General features: G+C 57.5%; 26 protein-coding genes. 2 read left to right on the plus strand and 24 right to left on the minus strand.

The genetic code is table 11. The features are described from left to right. Nucleotides 1–76 precede the first annotated feature (76 nt). The 17 genes from CVS28_RS12545 to CVS28_RS19740 all read right to left on the minus strand — a co-directional run bounded on the left by CVS28_RS12545 (nucleotide 77) and on the right by CVS28_RS19740 (nucleotide 11,212). Nucleotides 77–460, minus strand: coding sequence for a hypothetical protein (locus CVS28_RS12545; RefSeq protein ID WP_103481713.1), 384 nt, complete (start codon nucleotides 458–460; stop codon nucleotides 77–79). A 32-nt stretch (nucleotides 461–492) separates the two neighbouring features. Beyond that, nucleotides 493–843 (minus strand): hypothetical protein, encoded by a 351-nt coding sequence (locus CVS28_RS12550; protein WP_103481714.1) that lies wholly within the window; start codon nucleotides 841–843, stop codon nucleotides 493–495. Between the two features lie 82 nt (nucleotides 844–925). After that, entirely contained in the window at nucleotides 926–1,093 is a 168-nt protein-coding gene (locus tag CVS28_RS19735; protein ID WP_207797204.1) for a hypothetical protein, read from the minus strand. 90 nt (nucleotides 1,094–1,183) lie between these two features. Further along, nucleotides 1,184–1,843, minus strand: coding sequence for a hypothetical protein (locus CVS28_RS12555; RefSeq protein ID WP_103481715.1), 660 nt, complete (start codon nucleotides 1,841–1,843; stop codon nucleotides 1,184–1,186). Between the two features lie 54 nt (nucleotides 1,844–1,897). Beyond that, on the minus strand, nucleotides 1,898–2,323 hold the full coding sequence (locus CVS28_RS12560) for a hypothetical protein (RefSeq protein ID WP_103481716.1): 426 nt from the start codon (nucleotides 2,321–2,323) through the stop codon (nucleotides 1,898–1,900). A gap of 633 nt (nucleotides 2,324–2,956) precedes the next feature. Continuing rightward, nucleotides 2,957–3,346, minus strand: a complete 390-nt coding sequence (locus CVS28_RS12570; RefSeq protein ID WP_103481718.1) for a hypothetical protein — start codon at nucleotides 3,344–3,346, stop codon at nucleotides 2,957–2,959. A gap of 2 nt (nucleotides 3,347–3,348) precedes the next feature. Next, the gene (locus CVS28_RS12575; RefSeq protein WP_103481719.1) at nucleotides 3,349–3,657 is read right to left on the minus strand and encodes a hypothetical protein; all 309 of its coding nucleotides are present in this window, start codon (nucleotides 3,655–3,657) and stop codon (nucleotides 3,349–3,351) included. A gap of 63 nt (nucleotides 3,658–3,720) precedes the next feature. Further along, nucleotides 3,721–4,740 carry a major capsid protein gene (locus tag CVS28_RS12580; protein WP_103481720.1) on the minus strand — a complete coding sequence of 340 codons (1,020 nt, stop codon included), beginning with the start codon at nucleotides 4,738–4,740 and terminating at the stop codon, nucleotides 3,721–3,723. 11 nt (nucleotides 4,741–4,751) lie between these two features. Further along, complete coding sequence (locus CVS28_RS12585; RefSeq protein ID WP_103481721.1) at nucleotides 4,752–5,123, minus strand: head decoration protein; 372 nt, start codon at nucleotides 5,121–5,123, stop codon at nucleotides 4,752–4,754. A gap of 29 nt (nucleotides 5,124–5,152) precedes the next feature. Next, nucleotides 5,153–5,752: an FtsB/FtsL family cell division protein gene (locus tag CVS28_RS12590; protein WP_103481722.1), complete on the minus strand. Its 600-nt coding sequence runs from the start codon at nucleotides 5,750–5,752 to the stop codon at nucleotides 5,153–5,155. Nucleotides 5,753–5,832: 80 nt separating this feature from the next. Further along, nucleotides 5,833–6,741 (minus strand): VG15 protein, encoded by a 909-nt coding sequence (locus tag CVS28_RS12595; protein WP_103481723.1) that lies wholly within the window; start codon nucleotides 6,739–6,741, stop codon nucleotides 5,833–5,835. After that, nucleotides 6,741–8,327: a phage portal protein gene (locus CVS28_RS12600; RefSeq protein ID WP_103481724.1), complete on the minus strand. Its 1,587-nt coding sequence runs from the start codon at nucleotides 8,325–8,327 to the stop codon at nucleotides 6,741–6,743. Before CVS28_RS12600 ends, CVS28_RS12595 begins: the two co-directional genes overlap by 1 nt. 14 nt (nucleotides 8,328–8,341) lie before the next feature. After that, nucleotides 8,342–9,877, minus strand: coding sequence for a hypothetical protein (locus tag CVS28_RS12605; RefSeq protein ID WP_103481725.1), 1,536 nt, complete (start codon nucleotides 9,875–9,877; stop codon nucleotides 8,342–8,344). A 10-nt stretch (nucleotides 9,878–9,887) separates the two neighbouring features. Then, on the minus strand, nucleotides 9,888–10,304 hold the full coding sequence (locus CVS28_RS12610; RefSeq protein ID WP_165788146.1) for a hypothetical protein: 417 nt from the start codon (nucleotides 10,302–10,304) through the stop codon (nucleotides 9,888–9,890). A gap of 182 nt (nucleotides 10,305–10,486) precedes the next feature. Continuing rightward, nucleotides 10,487–10,792: an HNH endonuclease gene (locus tag CVS28_RS20450; protein WP_103481727.1), complete on the minus strand. Its 306-nt coding sequence runs from the start codon at nucleotides 10,790–10,792 to the stop codon at nucleotides 10,487–10,489. Nucleotides 10,793–10,808: 16 nt separating this feature from the next. Then, complete coding sequence (locus CVS28_RS12620; protein WP_103481728.1) at nucleotides 10,809–11,051, minus strand: hypothetical protein; 243 nt, start codon at nucleotides 11,049–11,051, stop codon at nucleotides 10,809–10,811. Nucleotides 11,052–11,053: 2 nt separating this feature from the next. Next, a complete protein-coding gene (locus CVS28_RS19740; protein WP_165788147.1) occupies nucleotides 11,054–11,212 on the minus strand; it encodes a hypothetical protein in 159 nt (52 codons plus the stop codon). Between the two features lie 334 nt (nucleotides 11,213–11,546). On the opposite strand from CVS28_RS19740, the gene CVS28_RS12625 reads away from it, so the two are divergent. Further along, complete coding sequence (locus CVS28_RS12625; protein WP_165788148.1) at nucleotides 11,547–12,599, plus strand: beta family protein; 1,053 nt, start codon at nucleotides 11,547–11,549, stop codon at nucleotides 12,597–12,599. Here CVS28_RS12625 and CVS28_RS19435 read toward each other — a convergent pair. The 4 genes from CVS28_RS19435 to CVS28_RS12640 form a co-directional block, all read right to left on the minus strand. Then, nucleotides 12,556–13,137, minus strand: a complete 582-nt coding sequence (locus tag CVS28_RS19435) for a sce7726 family protein (protein ID WP_133159127.1) — start codon at nucleotides 13,135–13,137, stop codon at nucleotides 12,556–12,558. The two genes, CVS28_RS12625 and CVS28_RS19435, sit on opposite strands and share 44 nt — an antisense overlap. 1,263 nt (nucleotides 13,138–14,400) lie before the next feature. After that, on the minus strand, nucleotides 14,401–14,892 hold the full coding sequence (locus CVS28_RS12630; protein WP_103481730.1) for a hypothetical protein: 492 nt from the start codon (nucleotides 14,890–14,892) through the stop codon (nucleotides 14,401–14,403). Then, nucleotides 14,885–16,024, minus strand: coding sequence for a hypothetical protein (locus CVS28_RS12635; protein ID WP_133159128.1), 1,140 nt, complete (start codon nucleotides 16,022–16,024; stop codon nucleotides 14,885–14,887). The genes CVS28_RS12630 and CVS28_RS12635 overlap by 8 nt, the downstream gene beginning before the upstream one ends. 129 nt (nucleotides 16,025–16,153) lie before the next feature. Continuing rightward, nucleotides 16,154–16,930, minus strand: coding sequence for a hypothetical protein (locus tag CVS28_RS12640; RefSeq protein ID WP_103481732.1), 777 nt, complete (start codon nucleotides 16,928–16,930; stop codon nucleotides 16,154–16,156). Between the two features lie 260 nt (nucleotides 16,931–17,190). On the opposite strand from CVS28_RS12640, the gene CVS28_RS12645 reads away from it, so the two are divergent. Next, a complete protein-coding gene (locus CVS28_RS12645) occupies nucleotides 17,191–17,913 on the plus strand; it encodes a hypothetical protein (protein ID WP_133159129.1) in 723 nt (240 codons plus the stop codon). 258 nt (nucleotides 17,914–18,171) lie between these two features. Here the strand turns inward: CVS28_RS12645 and CVS28_RS12655 are convergent, their stop codons facing one another. The 3 genes from CVS28_RS12655 to CVS28_RS12665 form a co-directional block, all read right to left on the minus strand. Then, complete coding sequence (locus CVS28_RS12655; protein ID WP_103481735.1) at nucleotides 18,172–18,591, minus strand: hypothetical protein; 420 nt, start codon at nucleotides 18,589–18,591, stop codon at nucleotides 18,172–18,174. 162 nt (nucleotides 18,592–18,753) lie between these two features. Continuing rightward, complete coding sequence (locus tag CVS28_RS12660; protein WP_103481736.1) at nucleotides 18,754–20,013, minus strand: replicative DNA helicase; 1,260 nt, start codon at nucleotides 20,011–20,013, stop codon at nucleotides 18,754–18,756. After that, nucleotides 20,010–20,411 (minus strand): hypothetical protein, encoded by a 402-nt coding sequence (locus tag CVS28_RS12665; RefSeq protein ID WP_103481737.1) that lies wholly within the window; start codon nucleotides 20,409–20,411, stop codon nucleotides 20,010–20,012. Before CVS28_RS12665 ends, CVS28_RS12660 begins: the two co-directional genes overlap by 4 nt.

The raw sequence follows: 20,411 nt of genomic DNA on the forward strand, positions 1-20,411 counted from the left end.
CCTCCTATTTTGGGGCACAAGAAAGCCGCCCGGTTAGGAGCGGCTTTCGGTGTGTGAAGTTATCAATCCGGCTCGTTCAGAAACCGAACCTGGCTTGCATGTCGTGGAACAGTTCAAGGTCTTCGCGTTCCCGCAGGCGCGTAATGGCCGTGCGAGGCGTCGGGAACGGGGCAACCTTCGCAGGCTTACCCCCAGCTACAGCTACCTGGGTCTGCTGCGACGAAGCGATGCCGTCGGCTATCCGCGCCAAGATCACATTGGTCAATGTGTTATCCGAGACCCGCGGCGACCACGGCTCAACAGGGTCCGGCTGGGATGCCAAAAGCTCTGCCATCTCGGGATCGTTCACGATAGCCTCGTTGAGCCTGCAAGCGTCTGGCAGCATGTCGATTAGCTCGATTAACGCCACCCAGCGGCCCGCCGAATACCAAACGTCCAGGTCCGCGCCGTACTCACTCATGAGATCGGCGCGGACCTGGGGGCGGTACCGCCTTAGAAGCTCTCGGAGGCGCCTTCGTTTCCCAGATCACCATAAGAATCCTGGTAGTACTTCGAGGCGTTCTTGAGCGTGCGCAGAAGGTCAGCGCGAGACAATCCCTCAGCGCGGAGTGCCGCGGCGTCCGCGGGGGAAAGCCACTGCTCCAGCGCCTTCCAAGTGTTCGTGCTACGTGCGTCAATCTTCGCAAGCAGCTCCTCGGACTCCGCTGACTCCATTGCCATCAAGTCAGGGAAAGTGATGATCTTCGAGCCACTGAGTCCAACCTTGAGAACATCAACTTTGGTCGCGTCCTTGCGGATTGAAGCAATGGTGAACTGGACTACGGGCTTATCGGCTACAGCCATGGTGTTACCTCCGGGTAGTGAGTGTTTGGTTTAGGGGGGTGTTACTGCTGCCCTGCAACGGCGTGCAGGGCAGCAGTTGGAACTACTTGCTGGGCTTGGCCTCGACGGCCTTCACATGCTCGACGGACTTCGACTCGACCGTGTCACGCTTGGGTGCGGTCGCTTCGGTGTAGCCCTGGGCGCGCAGGGAAACGATCTCCCGCGCAAGTTCAGTGGTCACGGAATGACCATTTTTGGAAAGTGTTGCCACGATGGGCCTCCTTGCAGGTTCCGGGTGGTGGGGATGTGAAGCGGGCCGCGCCACCACCACCCGGAAAATGGCGCGGCCCGCAGCTTGTGACTAGACGCCAGCAGTGAAGCCGAGCACGTCCTTGTACTTGAGTGCGCCAGTGCCCGCGAGGAAGTGACGGACAGGCGTTCCGGTCTCGTCATCCGTGAAAACATCAAAGGTGAACTCAGTGGAGACCGCATCGGCACCCCACGTCTCATCGCCGGTACCGGCAAGCTTCACCGCACCGAAGCCCTTGCCCATGACCCATTCCTCATCGGCAGGCCCATCCAGGCCAACAACGATCAGGCGGTACTCACGGTTGATCGGCATGTCAGGCTCGTCATAGACAACCTCACCGGTCGTCGGGCTCTGGGTGGCAGTGATGACCAAGCCGTGCTTGAGCTCACTGATCTCCTTGCGGCCCGATTCCAGGACCGTGACAGTGACAGTGCGCGGAACCTTCGTAATGTCGGAGCGGACAGGAGAGGCGTAGCCGAGGCCATCAACCTCTTCCTTCTCCATCTCGCGGCCGAAGCCCCAGCCATCGGGTGTGACGATGCCCAGCGAGACTGCGCCGGGGAGTGCGCCGAAGTCAATCAGCGTGCCAGTCGCGTACAGGGTTGTCGGCAGCGGAGTTGTGTTCGGCAGCAAGAACGCAAAGCTCTTCTGGACCTTCCGAATGAGCTTGCGATTGTCCGCGCCCTGGCGAATTGTGTCGAATGTAGGCATGGTGAATAGACCTTCCTTCAAAGGTTGAAAGTGTTTTGTTTCCCCGAGTGGGGTTTAGAGAGGCCGCGTGGTGACTAAGAAAGTCGCCGTGGCCTGCCGAACATGTTCAGACGGGTAAGGAACATCTACGGGCAATTCATCGGGCTCAATGGCATCCAAATACCCAGAAGGCGTATCGATGCTACGGCCCGTCAAATACGTACTGATCGACTCAAGGACATTGAGTGCAGTCTCAAGCGGCGCGTAAACATCGATGGCCACCCGGTCCACGCGGTCCACGTAGCCTTGAGTGCCAGGAGCCGCGGACCGGACATGAGCGAGCGGAAAAGGTTCCTCGAGTAACCCATGGGCATCCACCGGAAGAGTCGTCACTGGACGCACTGTCACCGTTGAATCAGTGAACGGATCAAAGTGAACCGACCCGCTCAGTAGATCCCAGACCGCCGAACGCGCATCCGGGAAAACTAGACCATCGCTCATCGACGCCTCCGTATGGTCATAGCCGCCATTGAGCGCAGCAGGATCGCGTCCTGCCAGTCCTTGCCGTGCGGCTGAGACTCGCTCACAACTGCACCAGCCCTGCGCTCGTTATTCCAGCCAGCAATCACCGACGCCGGCGCGCCAATATACTTCCCATGCCCGACCGCCTGCGCATTACCCGCAAGCTTCCTAGCGAGACTCACCGACGCATCAGACATCCCCGTAGAATTCATGACCTTCCGCAACCCAGACGGCACCGGCTTGTAGCCATCACGCGCCATCACACACCAGCCTTCACGGGAGTCTCGACCCCAAGCGGGAATTCCTTCGAGCGCCCATCAATCGACCATTCGCCAGCATTCAAAGCACCCGCGGGCACAATGATTCGATCCGCAGGCTGGAATGTGAAGCTCGGGTCAGGATCGCGATACAAGGACATGTCCGAAGATGTAAGACTCGACCCCGGCACAGGCTCACCTGTAGACCGAGGCCCAAGCAAACAGTCAGCCAGCGGAATCGACACTGCAGGCAGTGGGTTACCTTTTTGGTCACGCCCACCGCTCCGCAACACCGTGACACTGGTACGCCACGACGCAGGGAAATGGGAAACGATGCCTTTTCCGAATAGCACGACTACACCCCCGGAATGATCGTGAACGCTTTGCGATTTCGGGACCCGCCACCACTCAGCAGTTGCCTGTGAAGCTTGGTCAGAAAAAGCTTCCCGTCACGATCCTTGAATGTCGCGCTCTGAGTGAATCCGCCAGCACCGAAGGACAGCTGCGTGACATCGGCAGGAACGTCCGTCTCGTCAATGTCCATCGCAGTCTTGACCATGTCGCAAACCACATAAGCGGCAGTGGCGGGATCAAGCGCGCCGGAAGCAATGCGAGCATCAACCGGATACAGCCCGCGAACGATGATGGAGGCCTCGATGAGCTTTTGCTCAGCGTCCGCCTCCTGCTCGGCGGGCAGGGACGGCCAGTGCTTTTTCAGCTCTGCCAATGTCGCCAGAGCATCCACGGTTACGCCTTCTTCGGAGCGCGACCGCGGCGTGCAGCGGGCTTGGTGAAGTCCAGAGAAACATCAGCGGCGGGAGCTTCTGGTGTCGCGTCCTCTTCGGCGTCTTCTGGGTCGGATTCGCTTGGTGTCGATTCCTCATCCTCATCCGCGTCGGTACCTTCCGGATCTTCGCTCACTTCGGGCAGGAGCAAAATGCAGTGGTCGCCAACCATCGGCTCCACCCATTCGGGAACTTCATCGCCAGGGCTCCACTGATGCAACTGGCCAGCCTCATTGTGCACGGCAAAATGAATGCCAAAAATCTTAGACATGCACCCTCCTAAGGGTGAACCGGGCAGGGCGGTGAGCTTGTGGCTCACCGCCCCATTCCAGTGCTAGGCCAGCACCTTCGCGGCGAGGGTCAGGTTGGTGTTCGGAACCACCGGCAGAGCGATTGCAGACGCCTTGGTCCACAGGCCAACCGGATCCTTGTCGGAGTACGAGCCGACGACAATGCCGGGCGCGTCGGTGGCATCGATGCCGTAGTCAGCATCCAGAGCCTCAGCGGTTACGCCCCAAAGGGTTTCTCCCAGCTTCGAGCCAGCGGGCGGCAAGAAGAGGATCTTCTTCGGGTCGATGACGGACTGAGCCACGCCACCAGCGCCTTCCACCTGAGCCTCGTAGACCTCAATGGCAGGCAGGCCGAATGAGCGGAACAGCGCGTTGATCGCATCCACAGTCACGATCTGCTGAGTCGAGCCAGCCGGGAGCGTGTACTCACGGATCTTGGCGTTACGCATCAGAGCCGACAAGACATCCTGAGACGCCAGCGTTGCGCCGGGGCGGACACCGTTGGTGGCAACGTAAACGGCCTGCCATGCGAGGAAGTCAGCCACGGGATCACCGCCAGCACCCCAGAAGACGCCCGCGGTGACGGTGTGGCTGGCCTTGCGGCCGTAGTCAACCTCAAGGGCCAGGCCATTCTCGGCCAGGGTTACCTTGCCGTCCATCAGCGCCTCGCCACGCGCAATCTCAAGACGCGTCTGAATGGCCTTGGCCAGATTCACGGCGTCATTGAAGAGGGCGTCCTTGATTCCGGAATCGAGCTTGCGCAGCTTGAGACGGTCATACTCACCCAGACGCAACTTCTCCGAAATCGGGGGCAGTGAGCCGGCGATACGTTCGATCCCGTGGCGCTTGCCAATCGGGGATTCGGTGTCGAACGAGCGGAAGGAAGCGGCGCGAGAAAGCCCGCCACCACCAGTGGACACGCGGAAATCAATGTCATCGACAGTGATATTCGGCAGGAAAGCGGAAAGCCCGAAGACATTCTGCGGCAGATCAGCAAGAGCTTCGCGGACGTATCCGGTCAGATCAGCGGGAGTGATGTATTCACTCGAAAGCACAAGTGCCATGTGAAGCCTCCTTAGGCGAAGATGATTCGGCCAGCGGCAGAAGTCTTGCCGCCAGCGTCTACGGGAACGGGGAGCTTGGCTTCAATGACTCGGCCATGCTCATGGAGTGCGCCGCCAACAGGCGTCGCGGTGTTGGCAGGGGCCTTCACCTGAGTGAAGAGGAACCCGGCGAGCTCCTTAGTGGTTACCCACAGGCCGTACTTGCCGCCGGCCAGCTTCTGCAGGGGCAGGCCTGACTTGAGCCAGCCCTGCGGGTAGTGGGTGCCAGCGGTGAACGTTGAGACGTCCAAAGTGATGGTCTGCGTGGACTGAGTGCCGTGCGCAGATCCAAGCCAAGACTGATCATCCTGGCCAAAGGTCTCGCGCTTGATTGTGAGATCCATGTGCCCTCCTAAAGGGTCTAAAGAGTTGGTTACTTCTTGCGGTTTCGGTATGCTTCGCGGCCAGCATCGACGGAGCCAGCTGTAGCTTCAAAGCCACCAGTTCCCGACTTGTGAACGACGCCGGACTTACCCTGGGCTCGGGTGTACAGCTCACTGAGCTTCTTTGCCGATGCAAGGTAGCTGGCCTCATCCGTACCCGTGACAAGGTCTTGGTATTCCTTGGGTACTGGGTGTTCTGCCAGCGCGGAGAGGCGTGCGTTGGTGGCTTTGAGCTTCGCGTTCTCGGCCGCCTGATCGTCACGTTCCTTCTGTGCCCGCTGAACTTCGGAAAGTTCCGCATCAGCAGCCTTCTGCTTCTCGGCGCGGAACTCAGCAAGCTCTTTCTCGGCGGCTTCCCGAGCTTCGCGCTCGGCCTTCAAAGCCTTGATGCCACCTTCGCCAAGCTTCTCGTTCGCAGCAGCTTCGGCTGCAGCGTCCGCAGCCGCTTGGGCCTCAGCAGCAGCCGTAGCGGCGGCTTCCTCGTCGGTTTCCATGACAGCGTCACCGAACATTGCCCGGTGCACTGCAAACAGCTTCTCGATACCGCCAGGGGCAGTCAGGTCAATGCCGTGAATGGTGCGCTTGCTCATGGGTAAATCTCCTTGTGTGAATGCCGCATCGCACGGCGAAAAACCCTGCCCGCATCGCACGGAAGGGAAGAGTTTGGGGGTTATCGAACGTTGAGCTCTTGTCGCATTGAGGCGACGATCATGCTCGTGCGGCTCTCCGGAGTTGTTGCTCCAGCTTCATCGTGGACCCACGTGTACTTGCTCTTGATTGATCCATCGGCGAGCTTGTAGTCCGTTGAGGTAAGCGTTAGGCCGTCGTTGATCTTGTCAGCGGCGTCCCTGTATTGGTCGTAATACCGGTCAGCATCGGCCTGTAGTTGGACTTCGTTTTCCTCAGTCACCACAACCACTTCGCATTGGCAGTGATCGTGGAAGTCTTCGCCTATGGCCTGAGACCCGCGAGGCTTCAACCCGCGCCCGCGACCCCTGGAGCCCTTGCCTCTGCCTTGACCTACAGGGATTCCGCGCCCGCTAACCTTGCCCGCCGACGCCTCCGAAGTGTACGCAGCAAAGCGGGACGCCAGCATCCCGCACCATGCACAGCAACCAGGCTGCGGGACACGCTGGGAGCGCATCGGCGTTGTCTGGATCGCAGCGTTGCCAATCATCGTGTCAGCCGCCGCCATCGACATGCGCCGCGTCAAGCCGCCAGCAATCAGCGAATACATCAACGCGGCGCCGCCTCGCTCAAGCACCCGATCCGACGAGCCCCAGCCAATCAGCGAACGCCAAAACTCAGGAACCGATGGCTCCAACACATCCGGCAGAACCAGCTTCGGCAAATCCTGCATCTCAGCAAGGCCAGAAAAGAATGCCGCTGAAACAGCAGACGTAGCCTGCAAGTGGGTTTCAGCCAGCGCAGGCAGCACCTCGAATATGGCTTCACGCTGCACCGCCGCGGGAGCAGTGATGACTTCCGTCATCAATCCACCGAACTCAGTCAGTAGATTGCTCGTGACCGTGTCGCGCATAGAACGATATTCGGCAGTGACCTCACGACTGATCAGCATCAGCGATCCTCCAAGCCTGCCGCGTCAACTTCCTTGAGTCGCAGCGAAACCGGAGTTGCGCCTGTCATCTTGATGCCATCTAGGCCGAGCCTTTTCGCCGCATCATTCGGATCAACACCAGCACGAACAGCGATACCGAGAGCGTCAAACTTGGCCTTGATTGCGTTGGCATCCTCGCCCACTGTAGGCGACGCCTCCGTGCCCGGCTCAACAGTGGCGCCGGCACCCAGATTCAGACGCGCTAACAACGAGCCCGCGGACTGCGTCGCCATGTATGACATGTTCCGTTGAATCTGCTCATCAGTCAGCCCGTACATCTCCATAGCAATCTTTGGGTCGCCATTCGGGAACGTCTGCGTGTACTTGAGCGCAGCATCAGAGCGGGCCGAAATTGTGGGCGTGCCCGGGTCCGTGTACCGCACGGTTAGCCCCGCCAGCTCGGTGCTCATAGCGTCAGTCAAGCCGCCGTGCATCACAGCCAATGCTTTGCGTGCAAGATTCACGGAAGCGGTCTTGTAGGACATGTCGATTTGGTGACTAATAAGGGCGATCATGTCAGCTTCAGCGGCCTTGATGGCACCCTCAGCGGCCGGCTGATTCTCCTGCACACCAAGGTAGGACATCGGCAACGAAGTCTCCGAAGCAACCTGCAAAGCGATTGACTTGAACATCTCAAAATGCGGGGTCATTGACGCCTGCTGCAACTGCTGGAGTTGCGCCCGGACCAGCTTGCCCTCATCCTCGTCATACACATCAGGGAGAGCCCAAACGCCGCCCGTGATTGCTTTCCACAAGTCGATCTTGTTCCCGGCCTCATCGGTGAAGTGGGATTCGTCAGCGCCCAGCAATGCCCGTTGCGGAGATGAGAAGAACTCGGCCGTGACCTCGCCACGAAGCAAGGTACGAACGCCGCGCTCAATTGAACCAATCAGTGGACGAGAGATACGTGATCGACCAAACGTGCGGTCCAAATCCCAGTCCCACACGAACGGCTCACAAAGGACCAGATCATGAGACTGCTCAATGTCCTTCGCGACCATCCACACGCCATTGACGTTGGTCATCTCAAGAACAGCGCCCTGCACGTACATCAGCGCCTCACGCAGACCCACCATCTCCAACGCCGAAGTAACAACCCCGGTGCGCGGATCCTGAATGCACGTAGCCTCAAGCGCAGACTTGGCCGCAATAACCACCCGAGGATCGCCCTTATCCGTATCCCCAGGCGTCGAAAACATGAAAGCAGGCCCATGCTTCAAACTCGACTTAATCGCCCCATACTCAAGGCGCGAAGCATAACCACTATCGAATATCTCCGACAGGTCACCCAGCAAAGACGACTCGCCCGGCAGCCGGAAACCCTCACGCTGAATGCGCGCAGCGGGAACCGAAACTGCCTTCTCAGCCCAACCCAAAGGTGTCTGAAAATCGATCATGTGCGGAGGAACAGAAAAACCAATCCGATCCAACCGCGACTTCGCATCATAGAGATTCTTCCGCAGATGATTGCGTGTGGAACGCTTACGAATCGTCTTGAGCATTCCCGAAAAGAGGGTAGCTTCCTTGGCGTCAAGCTCGCGAATCACTCGCACCACCCCTTTCACATCACCACGGCGTGACGCTTGCGCGCCGTGCCGCCAGCGCCAGACCGGGCACGCCGGCCAAACTTTACGGACCCGAACAGCGCGCAAGTCGCGGCCATCGTCGGGGACAAATCTGATTCCAAGTCAACGCGGTTCCATTTGAAAGAACCGGGACGATTCTTCAATGGCTCTTTCACCGTTGCCTTGAGAGATTCAAAGAGATGCGCCTGCTGCTCAAACCAAGTCACCGACTTCTCTCGATTGACAGCCTGGTGAAGCTGGCCGCATGCCTGCGTGAATTCATTAGCGTCAAGAACCCGCACCATCACGCCCTTCTTCTTCAAGGGAGCTTCGAGCAAGTCACGAGCGGGGCTGAACGCATCCATAACCACCGGGATACGACGCTTAGCGCGATCCCAGATCCACTCGACCAAGGCGGACGTGCCATCCTCGGAGAACGGCGCATCAGCAGCCAGCTCCAGGTGTTTGCGCTCATCGGGGTTAGTCGTCACGGCACAGATTGAAACCTTCGTGCGCTCAGGATTCATGTCCACACCGAACGCCAAAATAGGTGCCTCAGAATCAATGTCATTGATGCCAATTCCAAGGCGCTTCAATGCCTTCTCGGTGAAAGCCATCTCCAGCACCTCGGCCGGCGAAGGGAACATATTCAATCGCTCACGAGCAAATGACCGAGCAGACCAACGCTCAAGCTCGCCCTCGATGGTTTCCCACGCGATACGAATACCAGCAGCAGGATTACCCGCAGCCCAATTCTTCCGATCACGCACAAAAGCCTGGAGCTCTATCTCGGTCATCTTGTCGAGCTCACCCTGAGGCGAATGCTCCACCCAGGCAGTGCGCTTCGAGCGACCAGTAACGGCACCAGATCGAACACGAACAAACGGGGCGCCACGCTCACCGACAGTCTTCGGCGGGGTGCCCATGTAGATCGTTACCGGATCGCCTGAAGGGGAAGCGGACGTGGTGGCCTCTAGCGCCTCCTGCTCGTCCTCTTCGTACTCCTGGCCCTCATCGACAACGAGAAAATCAAAGGATGAACCACGGCCAGCGCCACCAGTACGAGCGCCAACCTCAATCAGTCCACCATTATGAAGCTCAATCGCCTCTTGGCCATTGGTCTTCCGAATCTCCAAGACCATCGCATTGAGCTCAGGGTATTTCGCGTGCGGATCATTGACCTTGCGGCCAAAGAAATGCATAAGACGCTTGAACGCTTTGCGCGCCGAACTAAGCAAGTGCGAGGTATGCAGGATCTTGTACCCGAGCACGGTCATGAGATACATCTCGATGGCCTCAAGCGCGCCATTCTTGCCATTCTGCCGGGCTACCGACAAGCCCCACGTAGAAGCGCACCACTTGCCCTCAGGCGTGATGCGAAACCAGATGCGGACGACGTTCTTCTGCCACTCATCAAGCGACAGCCCGTAGCACTCGGCAAGGTCAATGGCGGCCTCAGCGTGAACCAGTGAAGCGCCGACGCACTTAGGCATGATCTGATACCGGGCGTGCTGATCACCAATGAGCGACACCCGAAACCACCTACCCTGTTTCTTGCTTCACCCGTGCCCGAATCTTGTCCAGCGCAGTAACACCCGCAGGAAGAGGCCCTTGAACGCCACCTTTCGGAACACGCGCAGTCAGGGAAAGCTTGTCGATCTTCTCCAGCAACGTCGCGAATGTGGTCTGCTGCTGCCTGGCCTCAGTGAGTACATGTTGGAATTTGACCTCCACGTTGTATTCGCCGTCCTCGCTACCCTCCATGTGAAGGCGGAACTGCATCAAGTTCAGAACGCCTTTGCCCTGGATGATGTTGTCCAACTCATCGAGCCGATCAGCAGTCCGAGCAGCCTCAAGCGCAAGAGCATTTCGAGAAACATCCTCAGACTTGAGAGCATCCCAAATCGAAAGCCCACGATCACCCAAGCCAGTAGGCGAATCGACCATTTCAACCTCCACGCTCAAATTGGCAAACACCACACAATTGCCCGCAAACCCGCAGATCTGGGGACGGGGGGGATATTTTCGCTATGGCGGAGGAGCGGGGCCGGGCGAGTCGCGGAACCCCCTACCCCCACCCTTCGAATTGGCAAAATGTCAACCCTTTCCGGGATGGACTTGGGCCAATTTCGCACCGATCATTACCAGACTCGGCTAGTTTTCAGGGGTGTTTTCGCCATGATGGTCTTGGCTTTTGGCTTGCCTCGGTTGGATTTTGATTGGTTGCAATGAGCGCAGCACACTTGGAGGTTGTGATGCTCGCTGGATCCGCCGTTAGCATCGGCCTTGATGTGGTCAACCTGCGCGCCATTGGGTGCGCGTCGGTTCTTGTAGTCAAGGATGGCTGGGCAGTAGACGCAGCGGGTTTGGCCTCGGTCTTGGGCGTCTCGGATGACTTGGCGACTTATGTTCAGCCACTCGGTTGTTCCGGTTCTGCTTGTCGCCATGCGGTCACCGCCTTGGTTATGTGCGTGGCGGCCAGGTCCAGTGACCTGGCCGCGGGTGTGGTGACCATGGCACGTCCTGGTTGAAGAACATGCCTGTTGGGTTCAGGATGCACAGCCCAACTTGGTGGCTGGCTCCTTCAAGTTCTGCGAGGTCCACGGCCGTGATGACTGCTGCGCGTGGCACGGGCAGGTATTCGCCGCCCGGTGTGCCGTAAGACTGGTAGTGGACGATGCGCCCAACTGTTGGTGTCTGTGTCATGGCTACTTGGCCTCGGCGTTCTCATCGGTCGGCACAGTGCCGTTGATGATGTAGGCGGCGAAGATGTTGGCGAGTTCGATGATCTGAGCCCATTTCGTTCCGCCAGGCGTTTCTCGGATCGCCATGTCCAGTGCTGTGTGGCGGGCTTGGTTTTCGTCCATGTGGTTACTCCTTGGGTCCGCAGAGCGCGTAGTCCGGTTGGGTGTGTTCGTTCAGGTAAATACTGGCCAGCGACTCGATGAGCTTGACGAAGTCCAGCCACTGCCTCCCGGGTTTCTGACAGGTGGGCGCAGAAATGAATGGTTGCATCGGGGTGCTGTGTATGCGACGGAAGTGTTCGATGCGTCCCGCAATAGCGAAGGGGGGCTCCATATGAGGCGCGTAGGAGCCATTCATCAGCTTATGGAGCCCCTTTTGTCGATATGTGACTACCGACACGTAGACTGCCCAGACAGTCTCGCAAACAGTGGGCCAGAGTATTTGAATTGGGGAACGATGTATCAGCCAATACTTAAGGGCAAAAAGGCAGAATTCGAAGCTTGGCGAAATGTGTCAAGCGCTCGGCGAAATGTAACCATCCCGTTGTTCGAAGTCATTGCCAACAAAGGAGTTGACTATGATTTGGGGAGTTTTAGCGATGCAGTGTTTGACTGTAGCCAGGCTGGCGACATTCTCGCGGTAGACTCGCATGCCCTTGGTGAAGATGCAGTCGACACGACGACTTCCCGGTCACCATATAGTCTATTGGCCCTCAATGCTGCTTCTTCGGGCGTCAGGCTGCGGCCGGTTGTTCACCTGGGAGACGGGGCTGGTTTCATTTCAGATGCCGTTACTGCTGCTGGCGCAACGCGGGAAAAGATTGTCCTACGTGTTGGAGGATCTGAGGCCGATCCAGCGCCAGGAGCTACAGACGTCACGTTGAAAACTTACTGCCGTGATGCTGGAGTGTCGCCTGGAGACGTTCATCTCCTGATTGACTTCGCAAGTGTCCACGGATCCGCCCTTGATGAGCTGGAAACCATGGCTGCGACGTACTTGGCGTGGGCGGATAGAAACGGGACTTGGGCTTCAGTAACACTGGCGAGCGGTGCCTTCCCGAGCCAAATCACTTCGCTCCCAAAGAAGTCGAAGAATCTTCTACGGCGGTTAGATGCGGAAATGTGGAATGCTGCGGTGTTGAGTAGTCCAATAGCAGACATTCACTACGGCGACTACGGAGTCCGCCACCCAGATCTGCCCGACAGTGGCTTTGGCGGGCCTATACCAAACCTTCGCTACTGCACAGATTCAGCATGGATTGTCTGGAGGGAGGCAAAGCTAGCAAAATTCCCTCACGGTTCGTTCTACGACGTATGCAGGGCAGTCGTGGCAACGCCTGAGTACAGCGGGGCGGCTCACTCTTGGGGTGATGGGGTCATAGACGCGAAGTCAAAATGCGTCGCGGGTCCTGCAGCTGGTGCTGGTGGCGGTACGGAGTGGATCATGTACGGAATGAACCGCCACATTAGCTATGTAGCTGACCGCCTGTCCAGCCTTGGCGTTGCTTAAGTCTACGGAGAACAATTGCTCGTAGGTCCCGCTTGGGCAATGAATTGGCGAGTCTTTCCCAAACGAAATAACGTGAACTTGAACTCAAGCCGGCCGCAATCCCTCTGTCGCGTAGTTCATCCATTGCCTCTTCGCGCCAGAGAAGCTGAGCTAGGGCGAATGGGTCTGTTGACCGATTGATTCGAGGGGCCCTTCGGCGCGTCAGGGTGACGCCGGACGGTCCCTCGAGGGCTTCAACGATTCCCCAGTTCTTTGGAAGGAGATCGTCACATTTGTCTAAATACTTCGAAGTGGTGACTATTGACAGGTAGTCCATCACACGACCAAAGCTGTCCGCTTGGCCTGGGAGCCGCTTGAGGGTGTCCTTGTCGCTCTTAATTTCCCAGCCAGCGAGATGCCCGTTCAGAACAGCCATGTCTATGCGACGATTACCGGTATCGACACCCAGTTCGTGACGGATGACGACGTCATCATTGCCTAGGAAACGGCGCTGAAGCTGGGCATCGAGGGTTTGACGAATATCTAGATCGTTTAACATTTGATTCCCTCCGCCACTGGCTTCGTCTACTGAACTCGTCTCGATGGAGTCTAGTCCATGACAAGGTTGGCAGCGGGACCATGTTCATATCTGGGCAATGGGCGTTGTCTTCGATGGGGCGTTTGCTCTCGTCACCTCATTGTTCTTTCGCATGCTCCCTAAGTGTTTGCCTCTGGTTGTGTTTCCGCTTTGCCTGAGGCGGTGGGCGGTGGTTCGTTGAGTGCCGCAGCCTGGGCCGCAGTTCCTGCCGTTCATCCGAGGCGCATCGTGTGTCGCTCGGCACCTCTGGGGGTGCGGCACTCAAGTTTGTGTGCCTGTCTTGTGAGTACCGGACAGGCGGCGGTGTTGCACGTCATGGGGGTACGCGCATCTCGCGGAATGCGGAGGTATCGAACCCCTACGATTGCCCGTCGCCCGGTATTCGACACCGGCCCCGCACCATTGCAGGTTCACATTCCATGCAGCGCTGTGAGGGCGCTTCTCGGATACCATGTTGCTGACTTCCACAGGCAGGTCGTGGCTCGGCCAACCGTCTAGCGGTTGGCAGCTCATCCATGGTGTCGTGGGATGCCGGGGGTCGAACCCGGAGGTGATTCGCCTCGCTTAGCCTGTGGCTTTGCGTTCGATCCATCCCTTTGTGCCACCGTTTCCCAACGGTGGCGGAAGCATCGGTATGGGTTTCCATACCAGCAGCTCTCCTCAATCATGATCACGCCTGATCATTGGCACGACGGCATGGCATTCCCAAATTTCGGCACAGGCGCGGTGGTAGTGTTTGCGAATGACATCTGAATCTACGTTTGTGGCCACCTGCCCAAAGTGCGACGTACAGTCCCGACACGTGGTGGGTACCTTTTCAGGACCCGAAGCGCGACCAGTGAACTGTGGGAATAGAGATTGTCAGCAGCCGACCTTTTTGGGTGATTGGGTCGTCGTGGGTGACAACGGCCGATTTACGGGAGATGTGGCTCTGCTTTAGATTCTCGCTCTGCCCTGGTTCTGCGCTCGGATTGACCATGGGTGGCGATCAGGAAATACGAAAGGCTCGAAGCACTTGGGGGACGCTTCGAGCCTTTTGTTATTTGTTTCGACAGTAAGAACAATCTACGTGACAAGATTCGATCCGTCAAGTCGTGACTCGGACATATATTCTAATAAATTCCCGTGACTCATCCCACCCTCGGGATGTCGTTCTCGGGCTCTTCCGGCCAGATCCTTCATGCGTAGCTGGGCATGGCGTCTTGCGGATTTAGTTCAGGGTTCTCAGGGTGGAGGATAGATTCTTTTCGCCTTGGTCGCGGCGTCAGCGAGCTCGGAGCGCGCCCGTCGTTGCAGCGTCTTGTGCATACCTCTCAGGTCAATGTATGCGTGGCCCACGATCGGATCCGAACCTGTTTGAAGAGTGCTGTCGTCCACTGCGCGAGCAAATGCGTTGGACACTTGCTCAACACTCACCTCAAAAGTTCCTGCACTTGAATGTGTTTTCGTGTAGTGCTTGTGCGCTTGCTCCGCATCGACTGCGGATTCCATGCATGTCGAGACCTCGTATCGGGCAGATGGTGTTCCCGCAAAGGCTGCGGGGTCCACTACCTCTAGGAAAGCTGACTCACTGACGACTGCCATGACTAGATTATTTTCATGAACTTGCCGCCACAGCTTCTCATTGGGCGAGATAATTTCGACTTCGCCTGGCCTGAAATCCTCTCGTGAGATGGCATTAACAAGGGCATCGAATGCTGGATCTAGGTTACTCATCTACCAGCTCCACGACCTTTGAGATTGCTACTGAAGCATCCGAAGTGGCATATGGCACCACTTGGTGGCCTGGCACTCGCTCCACTTCATACTTTTGGTCCTCTTCGACGTACACCGTCACGCGGCCGGTTGGGGTATCCCAAACCAAGCTGACACCGCCTTCGAACGTCCCGAATATGACTGGTACGGGTAGCTCCGATTTGAGCGCAACTCGGATCAATAGGTCAGCTCTCTCAAGGACGGTCGTGCCGATTGGAGCTGCACCTGGCACCCAATTTTCAGCATAGGAGGCCAAATCAAGGAAACGATCTGCCCAGTGCTGGGGATCCATTTCAAAGACCTCGACTCGTTCGACAGAACTAACTCTTCGGATACGCCCAACGTAGTCGATCTCTGCCGTGACGTACAGGCGGCAATAGGGATGCTTGTCCGTCTTTCCCAGGGCGCTGTGCATTTCGTCCCACAGGGCGTTCTTTCCTTCGAGCTTTTGACCGTTTCTTTGCTTGAAGGTAAACGAATGGGGCCGGGCAAGCGATTCTATCTGGCCAAATATGGTTCGATCCTCCAAGGTTACGGTGTCGAACGCGGTCCAAAATTTGGATCGTATTTCTTGAGTCAGGATTCGTGAGTTGAGTAGACCATTGTCCGAAAACTCTATGAACTCCTGACCTTCGCCAGAATGTAGGTGCCTACCTATGCGGCGTAGAGATGGGAGGCATTCGGTCGGAAATTCCGCTGGGATTTCGGCGTTGTCGATGATTGACCAGACTGTTCGCTCCACAAGATCACGGCTCGCATCGTATGGATCTTCTAGGGCAACGCTGCTGGCGCCGTCTCGCTCGATTAGGGGAATGCTGCTGCCCTTGGCGAATCGCGTAATTCGAAGGGTGGGAGCGATCGGATAGTCGGCCGGGCGGAGACGTTGCTTGTTCTTCTTACGACGCCAAAGTAGGCGAGCTAGTTCATTGACAAGGTCATTGAGATTCGATAGTTCGCCCATTGCGGCCAGCGGCATACCTCCAGAGGTACTTTCAAACCGTCCGCCCCGAAAGCGAAGTCGAAGGAAGCTGTTGGACAGTTCTTCCTTCGTTTCGCTTGGCAGGTCGTTAACCGAGGTGCCTACAAGTGTCATTTCCGTAGCCTAGTGGCCCAGTCTCAATATTCAGAATTGTGGCATTCACTTCAACTCGAGGGGCCGTCCATTGTTGTATGGGATTCCAAAGAACGCCGATCTAGCGACCCAGTCGCTGGATCACCGACCCTACGCAGCCAGTCTGTTATAGCTGCTGGCCTTCATCCTGGCCCACAGGTTTCGGACTTTTCGGATTTGGTAGACGGGTTTGCCGAGGTGATTGTGTCCGATGGGTGCGAGTTTGCCGCGGGAGGCCCATTGTCTGATGGTGGCGGGCAAGATGCCTTCCATGGTGACGGGGTCGGATACTGCTCGGCTGATCTCGGCGGCAGTGCCTTGGTGGATTCCGGCCGCTTGGAGTGCTTCTTGTCGCCATGTGCGTGCATCCCAGGTTGCTTTGCATTTGGGGCAGCGGGCGTTGGGTTCTCCTTGGTTGGTGAATAGGGGAGTGTTGCACGTTTGACCTCCCTCTTCGGTGGGGCATTGGCCGGCGAATACTCGACCCTCAGCTGGGCGGCCTACAACCCGGTTGCGTTCCCTGGCTAGATGGTCGAGCTCTCGCACCCAGTCGTTTGCTTCGTCGTGAGTTGCGAGCCATCCGGCGTGCGCCTTTGCTTTATGCGCCAGCTTGGTAGTGTCGGTGACGTATTCGAAACGGCCGAGGTCTTTGTCGATGATGATGCAGAGTCCGGACAGTAGTGCGTGGTATTTGCTGCGGATCTCGCTTGCGCCGACGTGGAATACGTTGCGCTCCTTGGGCGAAACACCACCGCCTCCACAAGTGCCGCCCGTTTTGGCCTGCATGGTGATCGTGATGTCAAGGTCTCGAAGGAGTTCGGGGATCCGGCTGAGGTGGGTTGTGAGTCGGTTCTTCAGCTGGATGTGCTCGTAGTGTGCGGTCTGCATTCCGTGTCCTCCAAAGACTTGTTCGGCTACCCTAATTTTAACACGGTTTAGTGTTCGAACGAATGTGTATCGTCTACAGCTTCGGTGCCCACATTGCCCTAATTGCACAGCATTGGAGGCGGCTGGGAAGCGTTGGTTGCTACAATCTGGGTATTCCTTGTTTTCCTTTCGGGATTACAAAAGGCACCTGCCGAGCTTGGCGGGTGCCTTGTTTTTCAACTAGCTATTAGGTGGTTTTGGTGGGGTTCTCCAATTGGTGGATGAAGCAGACAGGAAAGCTGCCCTACGTAGCTAAGGCGCGTGCATTCGACTTTCAGCAGGCGCAACCGATAATTGACCCCACCTCAGTCGCCCTCGCGCCGCCCAATGAGTTTGGGGAGCATCGAAGTACTTACCTTCTCCGGGGACGCAATAGTTACATGTTCTCGAGCAAACAATCATTCCTTGAGTTCGTTGACGCAATCGCACTCATTCCCGGGTTTGAGCCACTAAAAATCGTGACGGAACAAGACGAGATCCTAGATGGCCCCATGGCTAGCCAGATCGAGCGATACTTCGCTCTCAGTGAGTCGAACCGCAGACGCCTCACGCTTCGGACGGGCCTGCCAACACAGCAGGACAGCATCAGGATCATGCTGGGCCAAGGGCTGGATGATACGACTCAACATGCTTGGAACACGGTTATTGAAGTGCAAGTGTCCAAATCCGTACAAGACGCGGCAACCAATGTCGGACAAAAAATTCACGCTACGCTTTTGGTTTTTACCGACCCTCGTCCGCCTCGTGGCAAAAGTGCCAAAGCCTCTGTGGTCCGCCCGATGGACCTGCACACTCTCGAATTAGAAGAGTTCAAGACGCAGCAGAACAAGCGAACCTTCCGTATTTCCACAGGAATTGCTATCGGCGGCATCGTCCTCAGCGCTATCGTCCAGTTACTCATAAAGATCGTCAACCAGCCTGTTCCCCCGCTACCAATCCCTTAGTGCAGCCCGATAAGTATGGGGACGGCAACGTTGCCGAGCAGGGCAATAAGAACTGGCACCAAGTACAACCTGGCGTCGATCCGCAAATTGCGGCGACGAGCGGCCCTCAACTCAGCGCGAATCTCAGGCTCAGTGCGACACTTGAAATCGCCAAACAAGAACGCCAGGCGAGTGCTCCGATATAGAGTCTCGCCTGATGGCGTCGCGCTGGTTGGGTTAGTCAGGAACCACCTCAGGGGCTTGTAGACACTCATGCTGTCACCGAGTCCGCGAGAGTTGGACGATAGGTTGCTGCGGGGTATTAGAAGGATTGTGACTACGCTTGGGCATCCACCAGCGAGAGTAGCCTTCGATGTTGGCTCTCTCGAACCTCGTTAGGTTGTCTTTCTCGAGGACGGCCATTTTTGCCACACATTGGCGGCAAACGTTCTCCTCGGTCGATTTAAAGGAGAGTGGCATGACGACACGGATCAGCTGTCCGCAGAGGGCTGCCCGGTAGTCCCAAGTTTCTTCTACGAAGAACGGTTCTAGCATGGCAGGGCGGTGGATGTTGTTGACGACCGCATGAACTTGCCCCGGGTTGTCCCTCAATCGCGGCGCTTTGCGTCCGGTGCCTGGATCCTTGGCGATTACGTAGTTTGTGAGTCCTGCGGCGTAGCGGATCTTCTTGGTGGTCACAATTTCGCCTTTGGGGTTTGGGCTTCGGCTGGGCCACTGGGTGGGCGGCCCAGCCGAAGCGTCTCGTATGAGGGTTGATGGAATGGCCGGACGCCGTTTGTGGCCAGCCTGTTTGGTGGGTGTTTAGTCACGGGGTACGCACTTCTGCGTACCCCCGATGGTTTACGCGACTTGTTGGTAGGGGTCCCGGATTTCGGAGTAGTGACCGCAGAATTGCATGTCAGCGGTACCCGTAATGCCGTGCCTGTTCTTGGCCACGATCAAGTCGATCTCGTGTGGTGACTTCTGCAGGTCGCGGTGGAGCAGAATTACCACGTCGGCGTCTTGTTCCACGCCGCCTGATGCGCGGAGGTCGGACAGCTGGGGGACTTTTCCGTCTCGCTGTTCGGAGCTGCGGTTCAGCTGTGACAATGCGATAACCGGGACGTCGAGCTGCTGGGCCAGTAGTTTTAGTTTCCGCGAGTTCTCGGTGACGGTCTGGTACTCGTTCTTTTTCGGGTCAGACGGTTCCATGAGCTGCAAGTAGTCGATGACTACTGCTGCCAGGCCATGCTGCCGCTTGACTGACCAGACATGCCGGCTGATGTCAGAGAACTTGGCGCCGTGGGTCTTGTCGACGTAGAGGGGCATGGCTTGCCATCGGCTGATAGCTGGCGCCATCCTTCGTTCATCTTCCTCAGTGATATTGTTCCGGGTGATGTGTCCTATGTCGATTTTGGCGTCTAGGGCGATCATCCGCTTTTGCAGTTCAACTTCGGACATCTCCAAGGAGATGAACGCGACGGGCCCGAGAGCGGTCAGCTTGATGGCCGCTTGCAGGCCAGCCACTGTCTTGCCCACTGATGGGCGGGCGCCGATGATGTAGAGCCCGCCTGGTCGCCATCCTTGGATGAGGTGGTTGATGCTATCCCATGGGGTTGCTGAGTATGTAACGGCTTCCCCAAAGGAGTTAATCGTGTCGGCCAGGGTTGCTCCGATAGCATCCACCGTGGTGGACACGCCTGCAACAGCCCCTTGAACGGCTTCCATAGCCTTGTCGGCGAGGGCATCTACATCCATGCCCTCGGTGCCGTACTGGACCAGCCACTGGCCTGCCGCAATGAGTCGGCGCCGGGCAGCTTCCTCGGCCACCACCTCAGCATGGAACGCGGCAGCGTACCCACTTGAACCCTTGGCGAACAAGGAGTTCATCACTGTGACCGTGGGGTAGCTGCGCTTCTCATCCGCTGGCAATTCTTGGATCGCCTTGGTGATTGCGATCAGGTCGGCATGACCGCCGGCCTCAGCGATGGACTTGATCAGGTCGAACAGCAGTCCGCTAGCCATGGAGCTGAAGTCTCGTCCGGTCAGGTTGATCCCTTCCAGACATTGGCCGTTGGTGATGATCGCGGCGCTGAGGATTTCTTCTTCAGCCGGGGTCACTGGATGGCCACCAGACCGAGCGCGGCGTCCAAGGTAAGGTTCTGGTCCTGATAGCGCCGGTAGGCCGCTGGTGAGAGCGCCCCGGTCGCTACCGCCCTATTCAGGCGCCGAGAGACCTCGCCCCAGCCCCCGGACTGTTCGTCCGCCTGGGTGGGGTGGAACCCCTCATGGAAGGCATTCCTTCGAGCCGCCTCAACCTCCCGAACGAGATCGAGAATGTCAGCCGGCATGATCCACGCTGAGTGCTTGGAGAAGTACTGACTGACAGCAGTCAGGCAATCCTGCAGCATGTACGGCGCCAAGACTTCGTGCCAAGCCAAGATGTTTGGGTTGTCGACATTGCGGTTGTCGAAGGACTGGATTTTTGCCAGCACTTTTGCAGTTTCGCTAATTTCCAT

The organism is Arthrobacter glacialis (genome assembly GCF_002909415.1).
In the GTDB taxonomy this organism is placed as follows: Bacteria; Actinomycetota; Actinomycetes; order Actinomycetales; family Micrococcaceae; genus Specibacter; species Specibacter glacialis.